Here is a 21,105-nt window from a genome sequence, read left to right on the forward strand (position 1 = left end):
ATGACGACCACCGCCACGACCGCCGCCGCTTCGTCGGAGGATGCCGCGGACCTGTTCGAACGCCTCGCCGGCGTGTGGGTCGAGCTGGAGGAGCGCCTCGCCGACGTGCCGCTGCTGCGTCGGCTGGCCGACGGCGACGTGACCCTCCACGACTACGAGCGGCTGCTGTTCAATCTGCGACAGCAGGTCGTCGACGGGTCGCCGTGGATCTCGCGGGCGGCCTCCAGCTTCGACATCGACCACTTCGAGCTGCGCGCGGCGGCGATCCACCACGCCGAAGAGGAGCATCGGGACTACCTGATGCTCGAGCGCGACTACGTCGCCATCGGCGGATCGCTCGACGAGCTGCGCGCCGGTCGCAAGAACGTCGGGTCGGAAGCGCTGTCGGGATACATGTTCCACTACGCCGCGCAGCCGAACCCGGTCGGGCTGCTCGGCGCGATGTTCATCATCGAGGGCCTGGGCGCGAAGCGCGCCGCCGGCTGGGCGGCCAGGTTCCAGGAGGTGCTCGGCCTGGCCGACAACCAGGTGCACTTCATGCGCTACCACCAGGACGCCGACAGCGCGCACACCGGCGATCTCGAGGCGATCCTGACGTCGGGGATCATCGGCGAGCGCGACGCCGACGAGATCGTCCGCTGCGCGCAGGTGGTCGCACGCCTCTACGCGCTGCAGCTCGAGGAACTGGACCGCTGATATGGCGGCGCCTCGGCCGAGCATGCCGGAGTTCGTGCGCTCCGACCCCAGCATGTGGGAGGCGGTGTACGCCGACCCCTCCGTTCCGCTGGATCGCGCGGTGGTCCGGCAGATCATCAACGACCAGCGGCGGCTGTCACGACGCTGGCTCTATCCGATCGCGCGCATCGTCTCGCGCGTCCTGGTCGCGATCATCTCCATCATCAAGCGCGTGCTCCCGTTCCGCTGGATGCCGCTGCGCACGATGGACGCGCTGTGCGTCTGGTTTCTGCGGCGGTTCGTCGCGCCGGGGGCGGTCGAGCTGCTGATCCGCCACTTCGTGGTCGAGACGAACCTCGTGAACTTCATCATCCGCAACACCCCGGTCGACATGGCACCCGTCACGCTCCGGCCCGAGACCCTCTCCGGGTTGGGCGATTCCGCCGTGGTCGAGCACGACGTCAACGTGTACGACGTTCTCATCGCGCTGGACGGCGTCCCGCTCACCCGGCCCGAGGTGCTCGACTTCGCGCAGCTCGACATCCCGCCGCTCGATGCCGAGCGAGGTCGTCGGCGCTACCTGCGGCTCGACATCCAGACGGCGCTGTGCTTCATGAACATCCCGTTCTCGATGGCGCTGACGGTGGAGGAGTACCGCCGCGCGGTCCACTCGATCCGGTTCGACGATTCGTTCCTGGAGATCCTCGCCCTCGTCACCGGCGACGACACCTTCCGTCACTGGAAGCTCGCCGGCATGAGCCTGTGGATGGACTCGAACGTCGATGTTCCGCGCATGGTGTACCGTCACGCGCTGGTGTGCGAGTACGCCCACGCCCATCTGGTCAAGCTGGCCGGCGGGACCTATCCGCGCGAGACGGCGGCGGAATTCGACTGAGTCGGCACCACCATGCGGCGGAGGTGCTCGTACTCCTCGCGCATCCCCGGATTCGCCAGGCGGGGGTCGTCCGGCACGTGGCCGGCCATGACGGCGGCGAGGTAGCGCCGGTCTGCGGTGAGCCGTGCCCCGGGATCCGATCCCGGCGTCCCGTGCCCCGGGATCACCACCGCCGCCTGCGCGACGTACGGCTCGAGAAGATCGAGAGCCGCGAGGTACGAGGGCAGGTCGTCGGGATAGAAGGGGAGTGGCAGCTCGATGTCGCTGAGCATGTCGCCGGCGATCAGCACCCGCTGCTCGGGCAGCCACACCGCGGTGTGGCCGGGCGCGTGGCCGTCGTGGACGACGAGCTCGGGCGCGAAGCCGTGAGGAACCGACGACCCCGGGATCGCGGCATCCGTCCCCTCGACGCGCCCCATGAGATCGACCAGTGCGGGCGGGAAGTCCCCGCCCAGCTGGGCGACGAGGGTGGCGCGCTCGTCACGGGCCAGCACGGCCGTCGTCGTCGACGCCCACCGTGGTGGCGCGCCGAAGCGCGGGTGCCACAGCAGATGATCGTGATGCGCGTGGGTGGCGAAGCCCCCGACGACGCGGAGCCCGCGAGCCTCCAGTTCGTCGGCCAGGGCATCGAGCTCGTCCGGCCGCCACGCCGGATCGATCAGCAGCGCCTCGCCGGCACCGCAGAGCACCGTCGAGGTCGTCGACATCGCGCGGCTGGTCGCGACGAGCACGCCCTCCGCAACCTCGATCATCTCGCGCACTCCCGTCTGCCGGTCCCGCTGTTCCGCTGTGGCACTAGCATCGCACCGACGGAACGCGTGCGACGAGAGGCAGGCGCGATGAGCCTGGACGACATCGACCCCACCGTGCCGCCCTCGGGCGAGGGCTGCGCCGACTGCGACGACCTCGGCGGGTGGTGGGTGCACCTGCGGCGCTGCGCCGTCTGCGGACTGGTCCGGTGCTGCGACACCTCGCCGGGACAGCACGCGACCGCGCACTTCCGCTCGAGTGGGCACCGGTACGTCCGCAGCTTCGAACCGGGGGAGGAGTGGTTCTGGGACTACGTCGACGGCGATTACGTCGACGGTCCTGCGCTCGCGCCGCCCGAGTCCCGTCCGGCGACGCAGCCGGTGCCGGGTCCGGCCGGGCGGGTGCCGGCCGACTGGCGCGCGCTGATCCACTGAGGTCCCGCGTCGATGAGTGATCGCGAGATGGTTCGATGAAACAGCACGAGATCGAGCGGATGATGAAGCCGTCCCTCACCGATGCGCAGTGGGAGCGCCTGCTCGCCTTCGGAGAGCCGCACGACGTCGCGGAGGGCGAGTACCTCTTCCAGGCCGGCGATCTGGACTACGACCTGATCCTGGTCGACACCGGGGAGATCGAGCTCGTCCGCGTCGCCTTCGGCTGGGTCGACGAGACCCCGATCGGCCGGATGGGTCCGCGCAGCTTCGTCGGCGAGCTCGGCCTGCTCAACGGGCAGGGGGCGTTCCTGTCGGCCCGGGCCTCCCGCGCGGGCCGGATGCTGCGTGTCAGCCGCGCGCAACTGCGGCTGCTGATGGCCGAGGACGACGAGCTCTGCGACCTCGTGCTCCACGCCCTCTGGGCGCGTCGCGAGATCCTCCGGAGCGGCCCCGCCGCGCTCACGCTCAAGCTCGTCGGACCCCGGTCGTCCCGCGACTTCCTGGCGCTGCGGCGCTTCGCCGAGCGGCTCGACCTCGTCCACACCGCGATCGAGCTGGCACCCGGCGACCTCGGTCAGCTCGGCGAGCACGGCATCGCCCTCGACGACCTGCCCGTGGCCTTCATCCAGGGGGAGCCCCTGCGCCGCGCGACACCCGGCCAGGTCGCCGACCGCCTGGGGCTGAGCTACCAGGCCACCGCCGACGAGGTGGTGGATCTCGTCGTGGTGGGCGGCGGTCCCGCGGGACTGGCCGCCGCGATCTACGGTGCGTCCGAGGGGTTGAGCACGGTGCTGCTGGATGCCGTCGCACCGGGCGGACAGGCCGCCGCGACCTCGCGCATCGAGAACTTCCTCGGGTTCCCGTTCGGCGTGAGCGGCGGCGATCTCATCGGGCAGGCGTCGCTGCAGGCGCTCAAGTTCGGCGTGCGCGTCTACGCGCCCTGCGAGGCCGTGGATCTGCGCCCCGCCGGCGACCACATCGACATCGCCCTGACCGACGGGCGGGTCATCCGCACCCGAACGGTCATCGTCACCTCGGGCGCCGCGTATCGCACGCTCGATCTCGACCGCTGGAGCGAGTTCGAGGGTGCCGGCATCTACTACGCAGCCACGCCGCTCGAGCTCCGCCAGGTGCTGGAGTCGCCGGTCGTGGTGGTGGGTGGCGCGAACTCCGCCGGGCAGGCGTCGCTGTACCTCGCGGCGAACGGATGCCCCGTGCACCTGGTCGTGCGCGGCGCCGACCTCGGCACCCGGATGTCGTCGTACCTCGTCGACCGGCTTCTCGAGGACCCGCGGATCACCGTGCACACCGGATCGCGGGTCGTCGGCCTGAGCGGCGACGCGGCCCTCGACGGCGTCAGCATCGACTCGGTCGGGCAGGTCGCCGCGCGCGGGCTCTTCTGCTTCATCGGCGCGGAACCCGCGACGTCGTGGCTCGCGGAGCTCGACCGCGACGCCGACGGGTTCCTGCGCACCGGCACCGATGTGTCGGTGCAGTCCCTCGCGCGCTGGCAGGGCTTGGGCCGCGAGCCGCTGCCCTTCGAGACCTCGGTACCCCGCATCTTCGCCGCCGGCGACGTGCGACGCGGTTCGATGAAGCGCGTCGCCGCCGCCGTGGGCGAGGGCTCGAGCGCCGTGGCATCCGTCCACCGCGCGCTCGCCGACCTCCGCTGAGCCGCGGCGCGGTCACCAGCCGCCGCGCGTCGGCGTGTGGTCATCGCGGGCGTCATCGGGCATGGCCATCTCGGCGCGGACTCCGAGCAGCCGGAGCGGCCGGCCCGGCTCGATCTTGGCCACGAGCTCGAGGGCGCGCTCGACGACGACGGCGCGATCGGAGGTCGACGGGATCTTCTTGGTGAACGTCTTGGTGAGGAAGGGCGCGTAGCGCACCTTGAGGCCGAGACCGACGACCGGGCGATCGTCGGCGGCGACCTCGTCGAGCACCTGGTCGAGGAGGTGGCGGGCGGCCGCCTCGATGTCGGCGGGGTCGACGATGTTCGTCTGGAAGGTCGTCTCCTTGCTGTGCCCGCGCGCGACCCACGGGGTGTCGTCGACGACGGCACTGCCGTCGCCACGACCGAGCTGCCGATACCAGAGACCCATCTTCGGGCCGAACTCGGCGGTCAGCGCGTCGGCATCGCCGACGGCGAGTTGTGCGACCGTGTCGATGCCCAGGAGCGCGAGCCGCTTCGAGATCTTCGAGCCGACGCCCCACAGAGCGATGGTCGGCTTGTCGCCCATGACCTCCAGCCAGTTCTCGGCCGTCAGGCGGAAGGTGCCGCGGGGCTTGCCGAAGTCGGTCGCGTTCTTGGCGCGCACGAGGGTGTCGCCGATCCCGATGCTGCAGTGCAACCCGGTGCGTTCCAGCACGGCGGCCTGCGTGCGTCGCGCGTAGGCTTCCGGGTCGTCCGTCGACACGCCGACGAACGCCTCGTCCCAGCCGATCACCTGCACGACGGCGCCCGGCTGCTCGCGCAGCGCGCCCATGACCTCTTCAGACGCGGCGAGGTAGGCGGGTGCGTCGACCGGCAGGATGACGGCATCCGGAATCTTCCTCGCGGCGATGCGCAGCGGCATGCCCGAGCCGACGCCGTACTCGCGCGCCTCGTACGACGCCGTCGACACGACTGCGCGCTCGGTGGGATCGCCGCGGCCACCGACGATCACCGGCTTGCCGGCGAGCTCGGGGTTGCGCAGGATCTCGACGGCCGCGATGAACTGGTCGAGGTCGACGTGGAGCACCCACTGCCGCCGCGCGAATCCCTGCCTCACCGCGCTGTCGCTCACCCGCTCGCCCTCGCTGTCCGGCGCATGAGACGAGCGTATGCCCGGCGTCCGACGTGCGCGCGGTTCGCGGCGACCGGCGCCCCCTCGGCGCGACCCGACATGTATCACTGCGTCACGTCGTCCCCTCTTCGGACGAGCACCGTCACATCGACGAGCAGAGGAGCCTTCGATGGAACCCACACCGGCGCGGCCGGGAAGCCGCCGCAGTCTGAGCCGGGTCGCGATAGCGGCCGTCGCCCTCCTCGCGGGATCGACCATCGCCGTGCTCATACCGTCCGCCGCGAGCGGCGAGACCCTGACCAACGTGCGCGTCGTCATCGAGCGCGTCGAGGAGCGCGGCTGTACCGACACGTTCGACGGCTCGGACTTCTATTCGCGCGTCACGATCGACGGCAACGACACGAACTTCGGCGAGATCGAGGACGAGGACGAGATCTCGCCCAACTGGATCGCCGAGCACGTGGTCGACGCCGACGTGACGACATCCGTGCCCGTCGTCGTCAAGATCTCGGACTCGGACGGCTTCCTGAACTTCGACGACGATGTCTGCGACCTCACCGCGGGTCCAGGGGACGATCTGCACCTGACTGTCGATCTGACGCTCGGCGGCTGCACCGTGACCGGCGACGTGAGCGGGCAGTGCGACTCGCAGCTGACGACCACCGGCGGCGGCGACGAGAGCGTGTTCGTGCGCTTCCGCGTCGAGGCCGACGTCGACGCGCCGCCGCAGACGGCGTCCGATGCGCTGGTGCGCTGCACGCACTCGCCGCTGTGGCCGCAGCCCGGCGACACGGTGACCATCACCGCCGAAGCGCTGGACCCTGCGCTCAACGTCGGCGACACGATCCAGGACACGTCCACGGGATCGGGCCCGCCGCTGGTCAACCGCACCGTCCTGGTGGACCAGCTCGAGATCTGGGTGAACGACAAGGCCGGACCGGACCAGGTCGCGACCACGGCATCCACCACCACCTTCACGGTGCCCAATGTCAACGCGGGTGACCTCGTCTATTCGTGCAAGGTCGCGACAAACGGCGAAGAGAGCTTCACCGGCTGGCGACGCACGCGGGTCGGCCCGCCCGAGCAGGGGTCCGCGGTGCCGGTGCTCCTCACCGGTGGGCGCGCGAACCGGGTCGATGTGGTGCTGATCGCCGACGGCGACGACTTCACCGGCGCGGCTGACACGGCCTTCCAGACCGCCGTGGCGAGCACGATCCAGGGCGCGCACTTCGGGGAGGGCTTCTTCCTCGCGCGGCAGCAGGGCTTCAACTTCTGGCTGGCCACCGGCACGGGCGACTCCGAGGTCGCCGCCCCCACGCCATCCGACCCCAACGCGACGAAGTGCCAGCCGCAGGGGCCGGCGAACTGGGCGACCGACTACTCGTGGGCCGACACCGGTGCCGTCCTGCACGCCAACACGTTCCGCGACTGCGCCTCGAACGGCATGTTCACCAGCGAGCCGACGTCGCTCGGGACGGTGCTGCACGAGACGGGCCACTCGCCCTTCGGACTGCCCGACGAGTACTGCTGCGACGGCGGCTACTGGGAGAACACGCCCAACCCGACGATGTTCGACACGCAGGCCGAGTGCGAGGCCGATGCACCGAACCTCGGACGCACCGCGGCCGACTGCCGCTCGATCGCCGAGACCGACGGGCCGACGTGGTGGGTCTCCGAGCCCGATCCCGACGACCTCATGAACAGCGACAGACGACCACCCAGAGCCGGCGACATCCGGCGGATGGACTGGTTCCTGACCGAGTGCCTCGACGGAAACTGCTGAGGAGACGACGATGAACACCACGACGAAGCGCCGCACCGTGCTGGTGGCGGGCGCTGTGGCCGCAGCGACGGCTCTGACGCTGACCGCCGGCGCCATGACCGGGTACGCCGATCCGTTCAGTGACACCGACCCGGTGGCCGCCCCGATCCCCGAATACGACTACGACGACACGGCGCGCTCGTTCGTCGTCGAGGCCGACTTCGGCGCCACGACGGCGACGCCCACCGCGGTGGTCGTGGGCATGCAGCGGGCACGCACGCACATCGGCGACCCGGCGCTGCTCGAGCTGCGTCTCGAAGGCAACACGGGCGACCTGGTCGACAGCATCGACGCGTGGGACCCGCGCTGGGTCTTCGAGGAGACCGAGACCGGGGGAGAGCGTCGCGTGATCCGTCCCGGGCCCGGGATCCTGACGGTGCCGTTCGACGCGGACGCCGAGACCATGGTGGTGAACGACCTGCGGGCCGGCACGACGCTGGCCGAGATCGACCTCGCGCCCGCCGTGCGGGAGTACTGCCTGGAGCATCCCGAGGACGCCCAGTGCGTCGAAGCCGATCTGGCGGTCACGGCGATCGCCGCGGACGGCGTCGGGTTCAGCGTCGTCGGCGCGACCACGTCCTTCGAGGTGGCGACCGAGGTCGAGAACCTCGGCCCCGACGGCCCTGTCGACGCGGTCGTCGAAGAGACGGTCACCGCGGGCCCGGGTGTCGTCGTCGCCCCGGCTTCGGCGACATGGGATGCCGACGCGCTCGCCGTGGGGGTGCCGCGGGAGCACACCGGCTCGTACGACATCACCTGCACCGAGCCCGGTGTCCACACCGTGACGATCGCCGCCGTCGTAGCGCCGGTGCTCGCCAAGGTCGCCGATCCCGATCCCGCGAACGATCAGGCCCCGACCGACTTCTCGATCGACTGCGCCGTGCCGGTGAAGCTCGACATCAAGCCGGGGTCGGCGCGCAATCCGGTGAACGTGAAGGAGGCGAGCATCCCGATGGCGGTGCTGACCACCGCCGCCGGGGAATTCGGGCTGCCGCTCGCCTTCGACGCCACCGCGATCGACGCCGACAGCGTCCGCATCGGCGACCGTGATCCGCTCGTCGCGTCGGCTGACGGCGTGCCCGAGCGGCACGGCAGGGTGCACCTCGAAGACGTGACGACGGCCGACGGCGATCGTGACGCGATGCTCCACGCCGCAGGCCGCGACATCCCCGTGCGCAAGACCACCACGGAGCTGTGCGTGCGCGGCACGACCGCCGATGGGCTGAGCTTCTTCGGCTGCGACGCCGTCGACGTGGTGCCCTGACCCCGGTCACCTGAGGGGGACGGATGCCGCGGCCCGCGGCATCCGTCCCCCTTCCGTTGACGGTGCCGACGTCGAGGGACGAGAGTTCGCCTCGATGTACCCGGCCCTCCGGCCAGGCGTCAAGCCCCGTGCGACTGCCGCACGGCGCACCTAGCGTGGGCGGTCAGCGAGAGAGGAAGAACGATGTCGGACAACCTGCCTGATGACATCCCCCGAGCGCCGGACGGCCAGGTCGGCGTGCAGCCGCTGCGCGACGAGGACACGTCGATCGAGCCCGATCCCACGCGGGATCCGGCCCAGGTCGAGTGGGACCGGACCGCCGGCGCGGACGCCGACGTGTTCGAGGAGGACCCGGCGACGGCCACCGGCGACGACCCGGCGCACCTGCCCGCCGACGACGAAGAGGTGCCGCGCGCCGATCTGCCGCCCGCGGCGGTGCAGCCCGAGACGCAGGACCTCGACCCCACGATCGCCGAGCTCGGCGACGAGGGGCAGGGCGACCTCGCGCCCGAGGACTACTGACGATCCGCGCGGGCGGAGACGGATGCCGGGGCAGCCGTCTCCGCCCTCGCGGCTGCCTGCCAACTGCCGAAACGGCTGATGCACTTCCGGTTCACACAGCCTTCAGCCCGGGCCCCGTGTGAGCCCGCGCCGCGCGACCACGCGTGACGCCGCGCGACCACGCATAACGCCGCGCGACCGCGCATGACGCCGCGCGACTACGCACGACGCCAGGCGGGAATGAGGGCGCCCGCGAGCTGTTGGGATGGAGGGGCGATCCCGCGCCCCGACGCCCGAAGGACACCGATGAGCCGCCCCGCGAGCACGCCCGACACGATCACCGACGAGCGCTGGAGAGCCCTGTCGTCCGAGCACGGCATCGCCGCGCTGCGGCACACGCACTGGCTGGACCCGGAGGCCCGGGCGTACGAGGGCGCTCCCGGCGTCTGGCGCGCCGTGGATGGCCGAGTCGTGGGCACCGGGCTTCGCGCGGATGCATCGACCGGGCTTCGCACGGACGCACCGACCGGGCTTCGCGCGGACGCATCGACCGGACTTCGCGCGGACGCATCGGAGGTCGTGCCCGACGACGTGGTGCTGGCTCCGGGCGAGCACCTCGATGTGGGGCAGCTGCGACTGAAGGCGATCAGTCGCGAGGGCGCGCCGGCGTTGCGCGTCTTCGACCCCGAGACTCCCGGGCGTACCCGGCTGCGCGGCATCCTGTCGTTCCCCTTCGCCGAGGAGTGGGTGCTGCCGGGCCTGTTCCGCCCCGCCGCCGAGGGCGAGGTCAACGTCATCAGGAGCGTCGACGGCTACGAGCGCGAAGAGGCCGCCGTCGGCACCGTCTCGCTCGAGGTCGGCGGTGCGCCGGTCGAGCTCACCGTCACCGGCGACCCCGCACAAGGGCTGAGTGCCGTGATCGCCGACGCGACGAGCAACGTCGATTCGTACCGCTTCCGGTTCCTCCCGATCGACGGCCCGGCAGCCGACGGCTCGGTCACGGTGGACTTCAACCGGGCTTACCTGCCGCCGTGCGCGTTCAGCGACCACTACGTGTGCCCGCTGCCGCCGGCGAACAACCGTCTCGCGGTGCGCGTCGAGGCCGGGGAGCGCGTCACCGCACACGACTGAGAGTGGTGCTCGCATGCGGACCGCAGGTGCGAGCACAATGGGCCTGCATCCGGAGTGCGTCCGGATCCAGCCCGATCCGAGGAGCCGACATGGCCCGATCACTCTCAGAGATCCGTGAGCGCTCGCGCGCCCGTGCGCAGGCGCGTGCGGCAGCCCGCGCCGAGCTGAAGAACACCGCGTACGAGATCTTCATCGGCGCCCTGTCGATCCTGTCGATCGCGAACCTGGTACTGGTCTACCTCGTGGCGGGCGATTCGGCGCTCGAGCTGGTGCTGTCCGTGATGAATGCGCTTTTCAGCGTCATCTTCCTCGGCGACTTCATCTACCGCCTCGCCACCGCGCCGTCGGCCGGCCGCTACTTCTTCCGCGGCTTCGGGTGGGCTGACCTGCTCGCAAGCCTGCCGTTCCCGCAGTTCAAGATCCTGCGCCTGTTCCGGCTGCTGCGCGTCTTCCGCCTGCTGCGCGAGCTCGGGCCGCGCACCGTCTGGAACACCCTCGTCAAGGATCGCGCGAACAGCGCCCTGATGACGCTGCTGCTGCTGGGCGTGCTGGTGCTGCAGTTCGGGAGCATCTCGATCCTCGCGGTCGAGGAGAACGCCGAGGGCGCGAACATCACCTCCGCCTCCGACGCGCTCTGGTACACGCTCGTCACGATCTCGACCGTCGGCTACGGCGACCAGTTCCCGGTGACCAACGCCGGCCGGCTCATCGGAGCCCTCATCATCGTGGTCGGCGTCGGCATCTTCGGCACGTTCACGGGCTATCTCGCCAACCTGTTCCTCGGGCCGCGCAAGGCTGCGCAAGAGCTCGAGGAGACGGAGACGGATGCCGCGCCCCCGGCGTCGACCGAGGGTGCCGAGGTCGTGGCAGGAGAGCCGGCAGCGGAGCCGAGCGCGACAGTCGCGTCGTCCGCCGCCGCGGAATCCCAGCCGCCCTTGGCCGTGCACGCCGCGAAGGGCGTCGCCGCCGGCGCGGTCGCGGGTGCCGTCGCGGCGGGCGTGGCGGCCGGCTCGTCGGGGGCGGGGCCGCGCAGTGCGCCCGGCGCCCCCGTGTTCGCCGAGGATGCCGCCGCGTCAGGCGACGGCATGTCTCCGCGAGCAGCCGCGGGTGAGGCCGACGCGGCGACCGCCGAGCGGCTGCACGTCCTGCTCGCCCAGCAGGAGGAGACGCTCGCCGAGATCCGCCGACTGCTCGCCGGCGCCCCATCCTAGAGCGGCGCCCGAATTCCGCCCGGCAGCCGTTCGTGGGCCGTGCCGGTAGGCGGGTCGTGTCATCGGCCCATCGCCTTCTCGGCGCCGAAAACCTGGTCGATCACCTCGACGCGCCGATGACGGATGCCGCGAGCCGGCGCGTCGCGCGATCGGCCAGGTTTTCGGGCACCGTGCCCGCGGTCCGGGCGCCGCCGCGCCGTCACCGGGGTCGCGTCGATGCCCGCACGACGAGCTCGGGCGGGAACACCGTCTGCCGGGCGATGCTGTCGGGGTCAGCCGCCTCCTCGAGCACGATCCGCAGCGCGGTGCGTCCGATCATGCGGCTCGGCTGACGGATCGACGACAGCGGCACCGCGGCGGCGGCGGCGAACGAGATGTCGTCGAATCCGATGATCGCGATGTCGTCGGGCACCAGCATCCGTCCGTCCACCACCAGGGACTGCAGCAGGCCCAGTGCGAGCAGGTCGTTGGCGGCGAACAGGGCATCGGGCCACTCGCGGCGCGGGCGCGCGATGATGCGCGTGCCGGCCGCGACGCCCTCCTCGACCGTCATCGCGGCGGTCGCGACCACCTCGAGGTCGACGTGGTCTCCCGCGTTCTCGGCGGCGACGCGCGCCCCGGCGAGCCGGTCGTTCACTTGGCGGATGTCGAACGGCCCGCCCACGAAGGCGATGCGACGCCGGCCGCCGTCGATGAGGTGCTCGACGGCGAGTCGCCCGCCTGCGACGCTGTCGACCGACACGGAAGAGAAGCGGCCGTCGCCGCTGAATCGATCGACGAGCACCGTGGCGATGCCGCGCGCGTGCAGCCGATGCAGGCGCGAGGTGACGTCGCCGTACGGCGCGATGAGGAGACCGCGCACCTGCTGCTCCTCGAACAGGTCGAGGTAGAGGCGCTCGCGGCGGTGGTCCTCATCGGTGTTGCCGTAGAGGATCGCGATGCCGTGGCGGGTCGCCTCGTCTTCGGCGCCGCGGACGACGTCGTTGTAGAAGGGGTTCTGCCCGTCGAGCACCACGAAGCCCACGGTGGTGCTGACGCCCGCCCGGAGCTTGCGCGCGGCGTCGTTGCGCACGTAGCCGAGCTCTTCGATCGCGCGGATGACGCGGTCGGCCGACTCGGCCGACACCTCGTCGGGACGGTTGAGGACGTTCGAGACCGTGCCGACCGAGACCCCCGCGCGCTGCGCGACATCACGGATGCTCACTGGCACGTCATCGTCTCCACTTCGTCGTCGGATCTGCGTCCGGTCACGATTCGGTCAACCTCGCCGAGCGACTTGACCGCGATCGCACTGAACTTTAGAGTAGCCTGAACTTCACCTGAATCGATTCAGGAACTTTCAGAATCTTTGACTCACCTCGATGAGGAGGATGCCGTGGCCGCCGATGTCGCACCCGCCGCGCCCGCCGCACCCGACCCGACGCCCGCGCTCGAGCTGCGCCGCGTGGTCAAGTCCTTCGGTCCCGTCGTCGCCCTGCGCTCGGGCAGCCTCACCCTGGAGCGGGGATCGATCCACGCGCTGATCGGTGAGAACGGCGCCGGCAAGTCCACGCTGGTGAAGATCATCGCGGGCCTCTACCGCCGCGACGCCGGCGACCTGCTGCTCGACGGCGAGACCGTCGACTTCTCCAGCACGGCCCAGTCCAAGGCCGCGGGCATCGCCGTGATCTACCAGGAGCCGACGCTCTTCCCCGACCTCTCGGTGACCGAGAACATCTTCATGGGTCGCCAGCCCACCGGCGCGCTCGGACGCATCGATCGCAAGGCCATGCGCACCGAGGCCATGGAGATCTTCCAGCGACTCGGCGTCGCCCTCGACCCCGATCGCGTGACCGAGGGCCTCTCGATCGCCGATCAGCAGATCATCGAGATCGCCAAGGCCATCTCGCTCGACGCGCGCGTGCTCATCATGGACGAGCCCACCGCCGCGCTGTCGGGCGTCGAGGTCGAGCGGCTCTTCGCGGTCGCACGAAGCCTCCGCGACGAGGGCCGCGCCCTGCTGTTCATCTCGCACCGCTTCGACGAGGTGTTCGCGCTGTGCGACACCGTCACCGTCATGCGCGACGGGTCGTACATCGAGACCACTCCGATCGACGAGACCTCGGTCGACGAGCTCGTGCGCCTGATGGTCGGCCGCGACGTGACCGAGCTGTTCCCGAAGCTGCCGTCCGAGGTCGGCGACGTCGCCCTGAAGGTGGAAGGCCTCACCCGCAAGGGCGTCTTCCGCGACATCTCCTTCGAGCTGCGTGCCGGTGAGATCGTGGGCCTGGCCGGGCTGGTCGGCGCCGGCCGCAGCGAGGTCGCTCGCGCCGTGTTCGGCGTCGACCCCTACGAGTCGGGGCGGGTGACCCTGCTGGGCGCGCCGCTCCCCGGCGGCAACCCGCGCCTCGCGACCACCCGCGGCATCGCGCTCGTGCCCGAGGACCGCCGCAAGCAGGGTCTCGTGCTCGACGACGGCGTCTCGCGCAACATCACTCTGGCCATCCGCTCGAAGCTCGCCAAGTGGGGCCTGCTGTGGACCGGCCTCGAGAACGAAGCTGCCCAGGTGTGGGCGAGCCGCCTCGAGGTCAAGACCGCAGCGCTCGACGCCGAGGCCGGCACGCTGTCGGGCGGCAACCAGCAGAAGGTCGTGCTCGGCAAGTGGCTCGCCACCGAGCCCAAGGTGCTCATCGTCGACGAGCCCACGCGCGGCATCGACGTCGGCACGAAAGCCGAAGTCCACCGGCTGCTGTCGCAGCTGGCTCAGCAGGGGATGGCGATCCTGATGATCTCGTCGGAGCTCCCGGAGGTGCTCGGCATGGCCGACCGTGTGCTGGTGATGCGCGAAGGCCGCATCACCGGAGAGTTCGCGCGCCAGGACGCGACGCCCGAGGCCGTCATGCACGCCGCCACGGCCGACGCGGAGGTCACCCGATGAGCACCGCCACCGCCCCCGTGCAGCCGCCGGTCCAGCCAGGGTCCAGCGCGGCATCCCGTCTGGTGCGCCACCTCGCGACCGCGCGCGAGACCGGCATCCTCGTCGCGCTGCTGCTGGTGATCGTCGCCGCGACCGTCGCCAACCCCAACTTCCTGTTCTCGTCCGATGGCTTCCGCGACCTGCTGCTGACGCCATCGCTGCTGCTGCTGGTCGCGGTCGGCTCGGCGGTCGTCATCATCACCCGCAACGTCGACCTGTCGGTCGGCTCGATCGTCGGGCTCTCGGCGTATCTGACCGGCCGGCTCTTCATCGATGTGCCCGGCATCCCCATCATCGGCGTCTTCGTCGGCGGCGTGCTCCTGGGCGGTCTGCTCGGTGCGATCAACGGCGCGCTGGTCGCCTTCGCCCGTGTGCCCGCCCTCGTCATCACGCTCGGCACCATGTACATCTACCGCGGCATCAACGTCGCGTGGACGGGCAGCGATCGCATCAACGCGTCCGACCTGCCGCGCGACTTCCGCGGGCTGGGCACCGACCAGCTGATCGGCATCCCGATCCTCACGATCATCGCCCTCGTCGTGCTGGTCATCGCCGCCTGGTACCTGCGCAACATGCGCGGCGGGCGCGAGTTCTACGCGATCGGCTCCGACCCGGCCGCCGCACACCTCTACGGACTCAAGGTCAACCGCCGCATCATCACGGCGTTCGTGGTGTCGGGCGCGCTCTCCGGCCTCGCCGGCGTCCTCTACGCGGCGCGCTACGGCACCGTGAGCTCGGCGGCCGGCTTCGGCTGGGAGCTGCAGGCGATCGGCGCCGCGGTCATCGGCGGCGTCGCGATCTCGGGCGGTGTCGGCACGGTGTGGGGCGCGGCGATCGGCGCGTTCCTGCTGCTGACCATCAACCGTGCGCTGCCGATCCTCGGCATCGACGACTTCTGGCAGCGCGCCGTCGTCGGCGCGCTCATCCTCGGCGCCATCGTGCTCGACCGGGTGCTGGCCGTCCGTCAGCATCGACGACTCATCGCTCAGAGATTCAGCGAACAAGGGGAGGGGGCGCGATGACTGCCGTGACGGATGCCGTGACCACCCGCGTCTACAAAGCCCACGCTCGTCCTGCCTGGCGCCGCGCGCTCGTGACGCGCGAGGCCGCGATCATCGGGATCCTGATCCTCGTGATCGTCGTCGCCCTGGCGACCGTCGAGAACTTCGACAGCCCGCTGACGGTCACCTACCTGCTGCGCGAGATCGCACCGATCCTGCTGATCGCGCTGCCGATGACCCTCATCATCATCACCGAGGAGATCGACCTCTCGGTGGCGAGCATCGTGGGTCTGTCGAGCGTGATGACCGGCATCCTGACGCAGGCGGGCCTGCCGTTCCCGCTCGCGGCGCTCGCGGCGATCGTCGTCGGAACCCTCGCCGGGGTGTTCAACGGCTTCTTGATCACCGTGGTCGGGCTGCCGTCGCTCGCCGTGACGATCGGCACGCTCGCGCTGTTCCGCGGCATCGCGGTGGGCCTGCTCGGCACGACGGCGATCACCGAGTTCCCCGAGGAGTGGACCGACCTCGCCAAGGCGAACATCCCGGGCACCCCGATCCCGGTCATCATGATCCCGTTCATCGTGCTCGCGGTGATCTTCGCCGTGGTGCTGCACTTCACCCCGTTCGGCCGGTCGCTCTACGCCATCGGTCTCAACAAGGAGGCGGCGGCGTTCTCGGGCATCGACGTGGGCCGCACCAAGTTCCTGCTGTTCGTACTCTCGGGCGCGGTATCGGGCTTCGCGGGCGTGTACTTCACGCTGCTCTACTCCAATGCCCGCGGCGACAACGCCATGGGCATGGAGCTGCAGGTGATCGCGGCGGTGCTGCTCGGCGGCGTGTCGATCTTCGGCGGCCGCGGCGCCCTCCACGGCGTGATCGCCGGCGTCCTGCTGATCGGCGTGCTCGGCTCGGCCCTGCGCCTCGCCGGCGTCACGAGCGATGTCATCAACATCATCACGGGAGTGCTCCTCATCCTCTCCGTGGTGTCTTCCAGCCTCCTCGCCTGGCTGCAGCGCCGACGCGTCGCCGCCATCGGGAAGAGAAAAGGGCGGGGCGAGACGGTCGACGTCTCGTAGCCGCATCCATCCACCACCCGCAGCACTGCACCAGCACCTGCACCAAGAAGGGAAACAACGATGTTCGGACTTCAGCGCAAGGGCCGGATGGCTCTCGCCGCGGTCGCGCTCACGGTGGGCGTCACGCTCGTCGCGACCGGCTGCGCGGGCGGCAACGGCGGCGACGGCGGCGGCGACGGGGGCGATGGCGGCGACGCCGAGCTCTCGATCACGATGCTGCCCAAGAACCTCGGCAACCCGTACTTCGACACCTCGACCTCGGGCGCGCAGGAGGCCGCGGACGAGTTCGGCGGCACGCTCGAAGAGGTCGGCCCGACCGAGGCCAGCCCCACCTCGCAGGTCAGCTACATCCAGACCGCCGCGCAGCAGGGCGTCGGAGCGCTCGTCGTCTCTGCCAACGACCCCGAGGCGATCTGCGACGCACTCGACGAGGCGAGCTCGGCGGGCGTGAAGATCGTCACGTTCGACTCCGACACCAACCCCGACTGCCGTGACCTCTTCATCAACCAGGCCACCGCCGAGGGCATCGCCAAGGTGCAGGTCGACCTCATCGCCGAGCAGATCGGCGACGCCGGCCAGATCGCCGTGCTGTCGGCCTCGGCCAACGCGACCAACCAGAACGCGTGGATCGAGACGATGAAGGAGCTCCTCGCGGCCGACCACCCCGACATCGAGCTCGTCGAGGTCGTCTACGGCGACGACGACGACCAGACGTCGTTCGACAAGACCGCGGCTTTGCTGCAGACGTACCCCGAGCTGAAGGGCATCATCTCGCCCACCACGGTCGGCATCGCTGCGGCGGCGCGCTACCTCTCGACGTCGGAGTACAAGGGCAAGGTCGCGCTGACCGGCCTCGGCACCCCGAACCAGATGCGCGAGTACGTCGAGGACGGCACCGTCACCGCGTTCGCGCTGTGGAACCCGGCCGACCTCGGCTACCTCGCGGCGTTCGCGGCGCAGGCGCTCGCCACCGGTGAGATCGCCGGCGAAGAGGGCGACTCGTTCGAGGCCGGAAAGCTCGGCTCGTACGAGGTCGGCGCCGACGGGGTGGTGCTGCTCGGAGAGCCCTACGTGTTCGACGCCGACAACATCGGCGACTTCGACTTCTGAGTCGTGTCGCATAGAACGCCCGGCCCGCCTCTGCGGGCCGGGCGTTCGCTGTGTCTCCGTGCCGAAACCTGGTTCGTCGCCGGCTCGCCCGAACCGTCGGGTGCCGAAAACCTGGTCCGTCGCCCCGACACGCGGGTGACGGATGCCGTGACCCGGCGTGTTGCGCGACCGGCCAGGTTTTCGGACCGGAGCAGCGCGGCTCAGCGGCGCGAGGCGAGGGCGTTCCAGACGCCGGCGGCGAGCACCACCGAAGCCGCGAGGAGCGGGGCGACGAGCGCCGAGCCGGCACCGGCGGAATCGGCGACGACGCCGGTGAGGGCGGATGCCGCGGACTGGCCGACGACGACCGCAGAGCCGAGCATCGTCATGACCGTCGCCGAGCGCCCGTCCGGGCTGAAGGCGGCGGCAAGGCTGTACTGGGTGACGAGCGTCGGGCCGATGCCGACGCCGATGATGAGGAGGCAGACGGCGATCGCGCCCACCGTCGTCACGAACGGCAGCGCGACGGCGCCCGCGACCAGGATCACCGCGAAGGTCAGCCAGCGCGCGCCGAGCGTGAACCGCGCCGGGAACAGCGCGACGCCCAGGGCGAGCGCAGCCGACCCGATGCCCATCGCGCCGTAGACGAGTCCCGCCTGCTCGGGCACGCCACGCTCGGCCATGAATGCCGTGAGCGAGGTGAGCATCGCGCCGAAGAACAGGCCCATCCCGAGCGCCCCGGCGACCGGCGCCAGCACCCGGGCGCGGAACAGCTCCCGTGCGGGCGCCTGCGCGGGGCGGGCGGCGTCTCCGGAGGCACTCGCCGTCCGCGCCGTGGGGTGCAGCGCGAACGCGCTGACGAACACGAGGCCCAGTACCGCGGCCCCGATCACGGGTGCCGCCGGGTTCAGAGTGGTGGCCAGCAGGCCGACGATCACCGGCCCGAACACGAACACGATCTCGTCCGCGGCCGACTCGTAGGCCATCGCCCCGTTCACCACCGGGGTCCGGCGCTCGGCCGGGTACGCCCGCCCGATGATGCCGACCAGCCGGCTGCGCGAGAGCGGGGCCACCTGCGGCATCGACGCGCCGATGAGGAACGCGGCGCCCAGGAGTGCGGCATCCGGAACCGGCGCAAAAGCCAGCCACGCCATCATCGCGAGCAGCGCGCTGTTCGCCACGCCCGCCACCAGCAGCACGCGGCGCTGGCCGAAGTGGTCGGCCGCTGCGCCGAGGAGCGGTCCGACCAGCGCGGTGCCGAGTCCCGTCATGGCGCTCGTGGCTCCGCCGAGCGCGAGCGAGCCGCGCGCCGAGACGACGAGGGTCAGGATGCCGACCACCATCATGGCGAAGGGCAGCCGCGCGACGAGCGCCACGGGGAAGTACGCGAAGCCCGCCTCGCGGATGAGGCTCGGGCGGCGTGCGGCGCGCGCAGCGGTGTCGGTTTCGACGAGTGTCGTGTGCATCTCTCTCCAGGCCGTCCGCCGAGGGTCGGCGGCATATGGTGCCGCCTTGTCCGCAGCCGGAGCCGCAGACAGGTAGATGCACATCGAAATGGGCACTGCCAGTCTACCCGGCGGCACCTGAACGCCCCCTGGTGTCCAGACGCCTGGCTCGACTGCTTGAGGGCCCGGCGCGTGCGTTCGGGGCGTGCCCCGTGCGCGCCGAAGGCACGGCAGGCTCCCGAAGGCGCGGCAGGCGCCCCGAAGGCACGGCGGCTCAGAGCACGGCGCCGACCATCGCCTCGCCGAGCGGCGTGCGGCGATGGAGCACGCGCGCGCCCTGCCGGGTGCTGGCCAGCAGCCCGGCATCGGCGAGCACCGTGAGGTGATGCGATGCGGTCGACACGGCGATGCCGGTGTCGCCGGCGACCTGCGAGGTGGTGCGCGGCTCGTGCGCCTCGAGCAGGATGCGGGCGCGCGCCGGGCCCAGCAGGGCGGCCAGCGCGGTCATCACGTCGGCGGAGTCGCGCGCCCACGTGGCGGTCACGCCCTGCGCCGGGTAGAACAGCGTGGGCTGCGCCGGAGGCTCCGTCAGCACGAAGCAGCCGGTGCTCCCCATCACCGAGGGCACCAGCACGAGACCGCTGCCGCGGCAGTCGACGACTTCGCTCCAGATGCGCATCGTGACGCGAACCGCGCCGTCGGACCACTCCACCCGATCGTGCAGGGTCTGGATCATGGCGCCGATGCCGCTCTCGGCGATGCGCCGCGAGCGCACCGCGATGTCGGCGCGGAGCAGCCGCTCCAGCTGCGACCAGACCGGTGCGACTCCCGTCTGCCACACCGACAGCCACGCGTCCGCGATCATGGCCCGCGCGCGGTCGGGGTGGTCGAGCATGCGCTGCACCGCGTCGCGGCGCGAGCCCTCGCTGCGCACGAGCACCTTCGTCATGTCGACCTCGAAGCGCGCGTCGTCGATGTCGCGCAGACGCTCGGCCTCCGCCTCGGGCGTGAGCTCCCACGTGGGGGTCGTCGTGAGGAAGTCGGGGAAGTAGCCGTCCTCGCGGATCAGCAGCGCGAGCACCTCGAAGTCCGCCCGGGCGATCGCGCCGCGGGTCGCCCGCATCCATCCCCACTGCAGCGGATAGTCGTCGGGGCGCAACAGCGCGCGCACCGCATGGCAGAGCTCGTGGCCGGGGGAGATGCCGAAGCGGATCGCGGTCAGGTCGTCCGGCGCGAGCTGGAAGTCGACGAACTTTCGATCCACATCGAAACTATAGGGCGGGGCGCCGGTGCCCGCGAGGCTGGTCGCAGCACAGGCAACCTACGGACGGAGCATCCCATGAGCACTCTCATCCCGGCCGTCGTCCCTGCCGCCGACCTGGTCGTCGGCGGCGGGCGGCTGCGCCGATTCGTCGGCGCCGAGCACGGCGCCGCCGTGTCGTACTTCTTCGTCGACAACGAGCCGGGGCAGGGCCCCGACATCCACCGCCATCCTTACGCCGAGACGTGGGTGCTGCTCGAGGGCGAGGCCCGCATCACCATCGACGAGGAGGTGCTGCACGCACGCGCCGGCGATACCGCCACGGCTCCCGCGGGGGCCTGGCACGGCTTCAAGAACAGCGGCACCGGTCGGCTGCGGGTGCTGTGCATCCACGCCTCCGACCGCATCATCCAGGAGTGGCAGGACGCTCCCGGCATCCTCGACATCCCCACCAGCGACTGAATAGGAGACACCCATGTCGTTCCAGGCATACCTCGACAACATCGAGGACAAGACCGGCCTCACGCCCCGCCAGTTCATCGAGAAGGCGGACGAGAAGGGCTTCGGCGCGGGCACCAAGGCGGCGCCGATCGTCGAATGGCTCGCCGCCGACTACGGCCTCGGCCGAGGGCACGCCATGGCGCTCGTGCACGTGATCACGAAGGGGCCGCAGATCAGCGACAAGCACGTCGGCACCGACACCACCCACTCCGACCCGACGAACACGCTGTGGCTCGACGGCAAGGCGACCAACCCGAACCCCTGAGCGCAGCGACGGCCGGCGGTGTGCGTTCCGCCGGCCGTCGTG

At 71.0% G+C, this 21,105-nt stretch carries 20 protein-coding genes; 15 read left to right on the plus strand and 5 right to left on the minus strand.

Translation table 11 applies throughout. The annotated features are described in order from the left end of the window. Positions 1-696 carry an iron-containing redox enzyme family protein gene (locus IM770_RS04945; RefSeq protein WP_203580029.1) on the plus strand — a complete coding sequence of 232 codons (696 nt, stop codon included), beginning with the start codon at positions 1-3 and terminating at the stop codon, positions 694-696. Positions 697-718: 22 nt separating this feature from the next. Further along, positions 719-1,570: a DUF6999 family protein gene (locus IM770_RS04950; RefSeq protein WP_203580030.1), complete on the plus strand. Its 852-nt coding sequence runs from the start codon at positions 719-721 to the stop codon at positions 1,568-1,570. Here IM770_RS04950 and IM770_RS04955 read toward each other — a convergent pair. Continuing rightward, positions 1,537-2,322: an MBL fold metallo-hydrolase gene (locus tag IM770_RS04955; RefSeq protein WP_239065794.1), complete on the minus strand. Its 786-nt coding sequence runs from the start codon at positions 2,320-2,322 to the stop codon at positions 1,537-1,539. The genes IM770_RS04950 and IM770_RS04955 overlap by 34 nt on opposite strands. 87 nt (positions 2,323-2,409) lie before the next feature. On the opposite strand from IM770_RS04955, the gene IM770_RS04960 reads away from it, so the two are divergent. Both IM770_RS04960 and IM770_RS04965 read left to right on the plus strand, forming a co-directional pair. Next, positions 2,410-2,754: a UBP-type zinc finger domain-containing protein gene (locus IM770_RS04960; protein WP_203580032.1), complete on the plus strand. Its 345-nt coding sequence runs from the start codon at positions 2,410-2,412 to the stop codon at positions 2,752-2,754. 35 nt (positions 2,755-2,789) lie between these two features. Beyond that, positions 2,790-4,427 carry an FAD-dependent oxidoreductase gene (locus IM770_RS04965; RefSeq protein ID WP_203580033.1) on the plus strand — a complete coding sequence of 546 codons (1,638 nt, stop codon included), beginning with the start codon at positions 2,790-2,792 and terminating at the stop codon, positions 4,425-4,427. Positions 4,428-4,439: 12 nt separating this feature from the next. On the opposite strand, the gene IM770_RS04970 is transcribed toward IM770_RS04965, so the two are convergent. Then, positions 4,440-5,540 (minus strand): DNA polymerase IV, encoded by a 1,101-nt coding sequence (locus tag IM770_RS04970; protein ID WP_443673270.1) that lies wholly within the window; start codon positions 5,538-5,540, stop codon positions 4,440-4,442. Between the two features lie 169 nt (positions 5,541-5,709). Between IM770_RS04970 and IM770_RS04975 the strand changes: the two genes are divergently transcribed. The 5 genes from IM770_RS04975 (at position 5,710) to IM770_RS18020 (ending at position 11,469) form a co-directional block, all read left to right on the plus strand. Beyond that, positions 5,710-7,323 (plus strand): hypothetical protein, encoded by a 1,614-nt coding sequence (locus tag IM770_RS04975; protein WP_203580034.1) that lies wholly within the window; start codon positions 5,710-5,712, stop codon positions 7,321-7,323. A gap of 10 nt (positions 7,324-7,333) precedes the next feature. Next, complete coding sequence (locus IM770_RS04980) at positions 7,334-8,626, plus strand: hypothetical protein (protein WP_203580035.1); 1,293 nt, start codon at positions 7,334-7,336, stop codon at positions 8,624-8,626. Positions 8,627-8,809: 183 nt separating this feature from the next. Beyond that, positions 8,810-9,148, plus strand: coding sequence for a sugar ABC transporter ATPase (locus IM770_RS04985; protein WP_203580036.1), 339 nt, complete (start codon positions 8,810-8,812; stop codon positions 9,146-9,148). Positions 9,149-9,433: 285 nt separating this feature from the next. Then, the gene (locus tag IM770_RS04990; RefSeq protein WP_203580037.1) at positions 9,434-10,258 is read left to right on the plus strand and encodes a DUF1684 domain-containing protein; all 825 of its coding nucleotides are present in this window, start codon (positions 9,434-9,436) and stop codon (positions 10,256-10,258) included. 89 nt (positions 10,259-10,347) lie between these two features. Next, positions 10,348-11,469, plus strand: a complete 1,122-nt coding sequence (locus IM770_RS18020; protein WP_275403124.1) for a potassium channel family protein — start codon at positions 10,348-10,350, stop codon at positions 11,467-11,469. A 199-nt stretch (positions 11,470-11,668) separates the two neighbouring features. Here the strand turns inward: IM770_RS18020 and IM770_RS05000 are convergent, their stop codons facing one another. After that, positions 11,669-12,679 (minus strand): LacI family DNA-binding transcriptional regulator, encoded by a 1,011-nt coding sequence (locus tag IM770_RS05000; RefSeq protein WP_203580038.1) that lies wholly within the window; start codon positions 12,677-12,679, stop codon positions 11,669-11,671. Positions 12,680-12,844: 165 nt separating this feature from the next. Between IM770_RS05000 and IM770_RS05005 the strand changes: the two genes are divergently transcribed. From IM770_RS05005 to rhaS, 4 genes are read left to right on the plus strand one after another with little or no spacing between them, the layout of a single operon-like run. After that, positions 12,845-14,386 (plus strand): sugar ABC transporter ATP-binding protein, encoded by a 1,542-nt coding sequence (locus tag IM770_RS05005; protein ID WP_203580039.1) that lies wholly within the window; start codon positions 12,845-12,847, stop codon positions 14,384-14,386. After that, complete coding sequence (locus IM770_RS05010; protein ID WP_203580040.1) at positions 14,383-15,447, plus strand: ABC transporter permease; 1,065 nt, start codon at positions 14,383-14,385, stop codon at positions 15,445-15,447. Before IM770_RS05005 ends, IM770_RS05010 begins: the two co-directional genes overlap by 4 nt. Then, positions 15,444-16,502 carry an ABC transporter permease gene (locus tag IM770_RS05015; RefSeq protein WP_203580041.1) on the plus strand — a complete coding sequence of 353 codons (1,059 nt, stop codon included), beginning with the start codon at positions 15,444-15,446 and terminating at the stop codon, positions 16,500-16,502. The genes IM770_RS05010 and IM770_RS05015 overlap by 4 nt, the downstream gene beginning before the upstream one ends. A gap of 60 nt (positions 16,503-16,562) precedes the next feature. After that, the gene (gene rhaS, locus IM770_RS05020) at positions 16,563-17,612 is read left to right on the plus strand and encodes a rhamnose ABC transporter substrate-binding protein (RefSeq protein WP_203580042.1); all 1,050 of its coding nucleotides are present in this window, start codon (positions 16,563-16,565) and stop codon (positions 17,610-17,612) included. Positions 17,613-17,812: 200 nt separating this feature from the next. On the opposite strand, the gene IM770_RS05025 is transcribed toward rhaS, so the two are convergent. Then, the gene (locus IM770_RS05025; RefSeq protein ID WP_203580043.1) at positions 17,813-19,057 is read right to left on the minus strand and encodes an MFS transporter; all 1,245 of its coding nucleotides are present in this window, start codon (positions 19,055-19,057) and stop codon (positions 17,813-17,815) included. Positions 19,058-19,310: 253 nt separating this feature from the next. Continuing rightward, entirely contained in the window at positions 19,311-20,300 is a 990-nt protein-coding gene (locus IM770_RS05030) for an ArsR/SmtB family transcription factor (protein WP_203580044.1), read from the minus strand. 75 nt (positions 20,301-20,375) lie between these two features. Here IM770_RS05030 and IM770_RS05035 point away from each other — a divergent pair, with 75 nt between their 5' ends. Further along, entirely contained in the window at positions 20,376-20,759 is a 384-nt protein-coding gene (locus tag IM770_RS05035; protein WP_203580045.1) for a cupin domain-containing protein, read from the plus strand. A gap of 13 nt (positions 20,760-20,772) precedes the next feature. Beyond that, the gene (locus tag IM770_RS05040; RefSeq protein WP_203580046.1) at positions 20,773-21,063 is read left to right on the plus strand and encodes a DUF4287 domain-containing protein; all 291 of its coding nucleotides are present in this window, start codon (positions 20,773-20,775) and stop codon (positions 21,061-21,063) included. The last annotated feature ends 42 nt before the right edge of the window (positions 21,064-21,105 follow it).

The sequence above is a fragment of the Microbacterium hibisci genome, assembly GCF_015278255.1.
Lineage (GTDB): Bacteria > Actinomycetota > Actinomycetes > Actinomycetales > Microbacteriaceae > Microbacterium > Microbacterium hibisci.

What these genes read in the sequence shown, in the direction of transcription:
- IM770_RS04945 (WP_203580029.1), top strand. Translation starts at nt 1, where the DNA reads ATGACGACCACCGCCACGACCGCCGCCGCTTCGTCGGAGGATGCCGCG.
- IM770_RS04950 (WP_203580030.1), top strand. Translation starts at nt 719, where the DNA reads ATGCCGGAGTTCGTGCGCTCCGACCCCAGCATGTGGGAGGCGGTGTAC.
- IM770_RS04955 (WP_239065794.1), bottom strand. Translation starts at nt 2,322, where the DNA reads ATGATCGAGGTTGCGGAGGGCGTGCTCGTCGCGACCAGCCGCGCGATG.
- IM770_RS04960 (WP_203580032.1), top strand. Translation starts at nt 2,410, where the DNA reads ATGAGCCTGGACGACATCGACCCCACCGTGCCGCCCTCGGGCGAGGGC.
- IM770_RS04965 (WP_203580033.1), top strand. Translation starts at nt 2,790, where the DNA reads ATGAAACAGCACGAGATCGAGCGGATGATGAAGCCGTCCCTCACCGAT.
- IM770_RS04975 (WP_203580034.1), top strand. Translation starts at nt 5,710, where the DNA reads ATGGAACCCACACCGGCGCGGCCGGGAAGCCGCCGCAGTCTGAGCCGG.
- IM770_RS04980 (WP_203580035.1), top strand. Translation starts at nt 7,334, where the DNA reads ATGAACACCACGACGAAGCGCCGCACCGTGCTGGTGGCGGGCGCTGTG.
- IM770_RS04985 (WP_203580036.1), top strand. Translation starts at nt 8,810, where the DNA reads ATGTCGGACAACCTGCCTGATGACATCCCCCGAGCGCCGGACGGCCAG.
- IM770_RS04990 (WP_203580037.1), top strand. Translation starts at nt 9,434, where the DNA reads ATGAGCCGCCCCGCGAGCACGCCCGACACGATCACCGACGAGCGCTGG.
- IM770_RS18020 (WP_275403124.1), top strand. Translation starts at nt 10,348, where the DNA reads ATGGCCCGATCACTCTCAGAGATCCGTGAGCGCTCGCGCGCCCGTGCG.
- IM770_RS05010 (WP_203580040.1), top strand. Translation starts at nt 14,383, where the DNA reads ATGAGCACCGCCACCGCCCCCGTGCAGCCGCCGGTCCAGCCAGGGTCC.
- IM770_RS05015 (WP_203580041.1), top strand. Translation starts at nt 15,444, where the DNA reads ATGACTGCCGTGACGGATGCCGTGACCACCCGCGTCTACAAAGCCCAC.
- rhaS (WP_203580042.1), top strand. Translation starts at nt 16,563, where the DNA reads ATGTTCGGACTTCAGCGCAAGGGCCGGATGGCTCTCGCCGCGGTCGCG.
- IM770_RS05025 (WP_203580043.1), bottom strand. Translation starts at nt 19,057, where the DNA reads ATGCACACGACACTCGTCGAAACCGACACCGCTGCGCGCGCCGCACGC.
- IM770_RS05035 (WP_203580045.1), top strand. Translation starts at nt 20,376, where the DNA reads ATGAGCACTCTCATCCCGGCCGTCGTCCCTGCCGCCGACCTGGTCGTC.
- IM770_RS05040 (WP_203580046.1), top strand. Translation starts at nt 20,773, where the DNA reads ATGTCGTTCCAGGCATACCTCGACAACATCGAGGACAAGACCGGCCTC.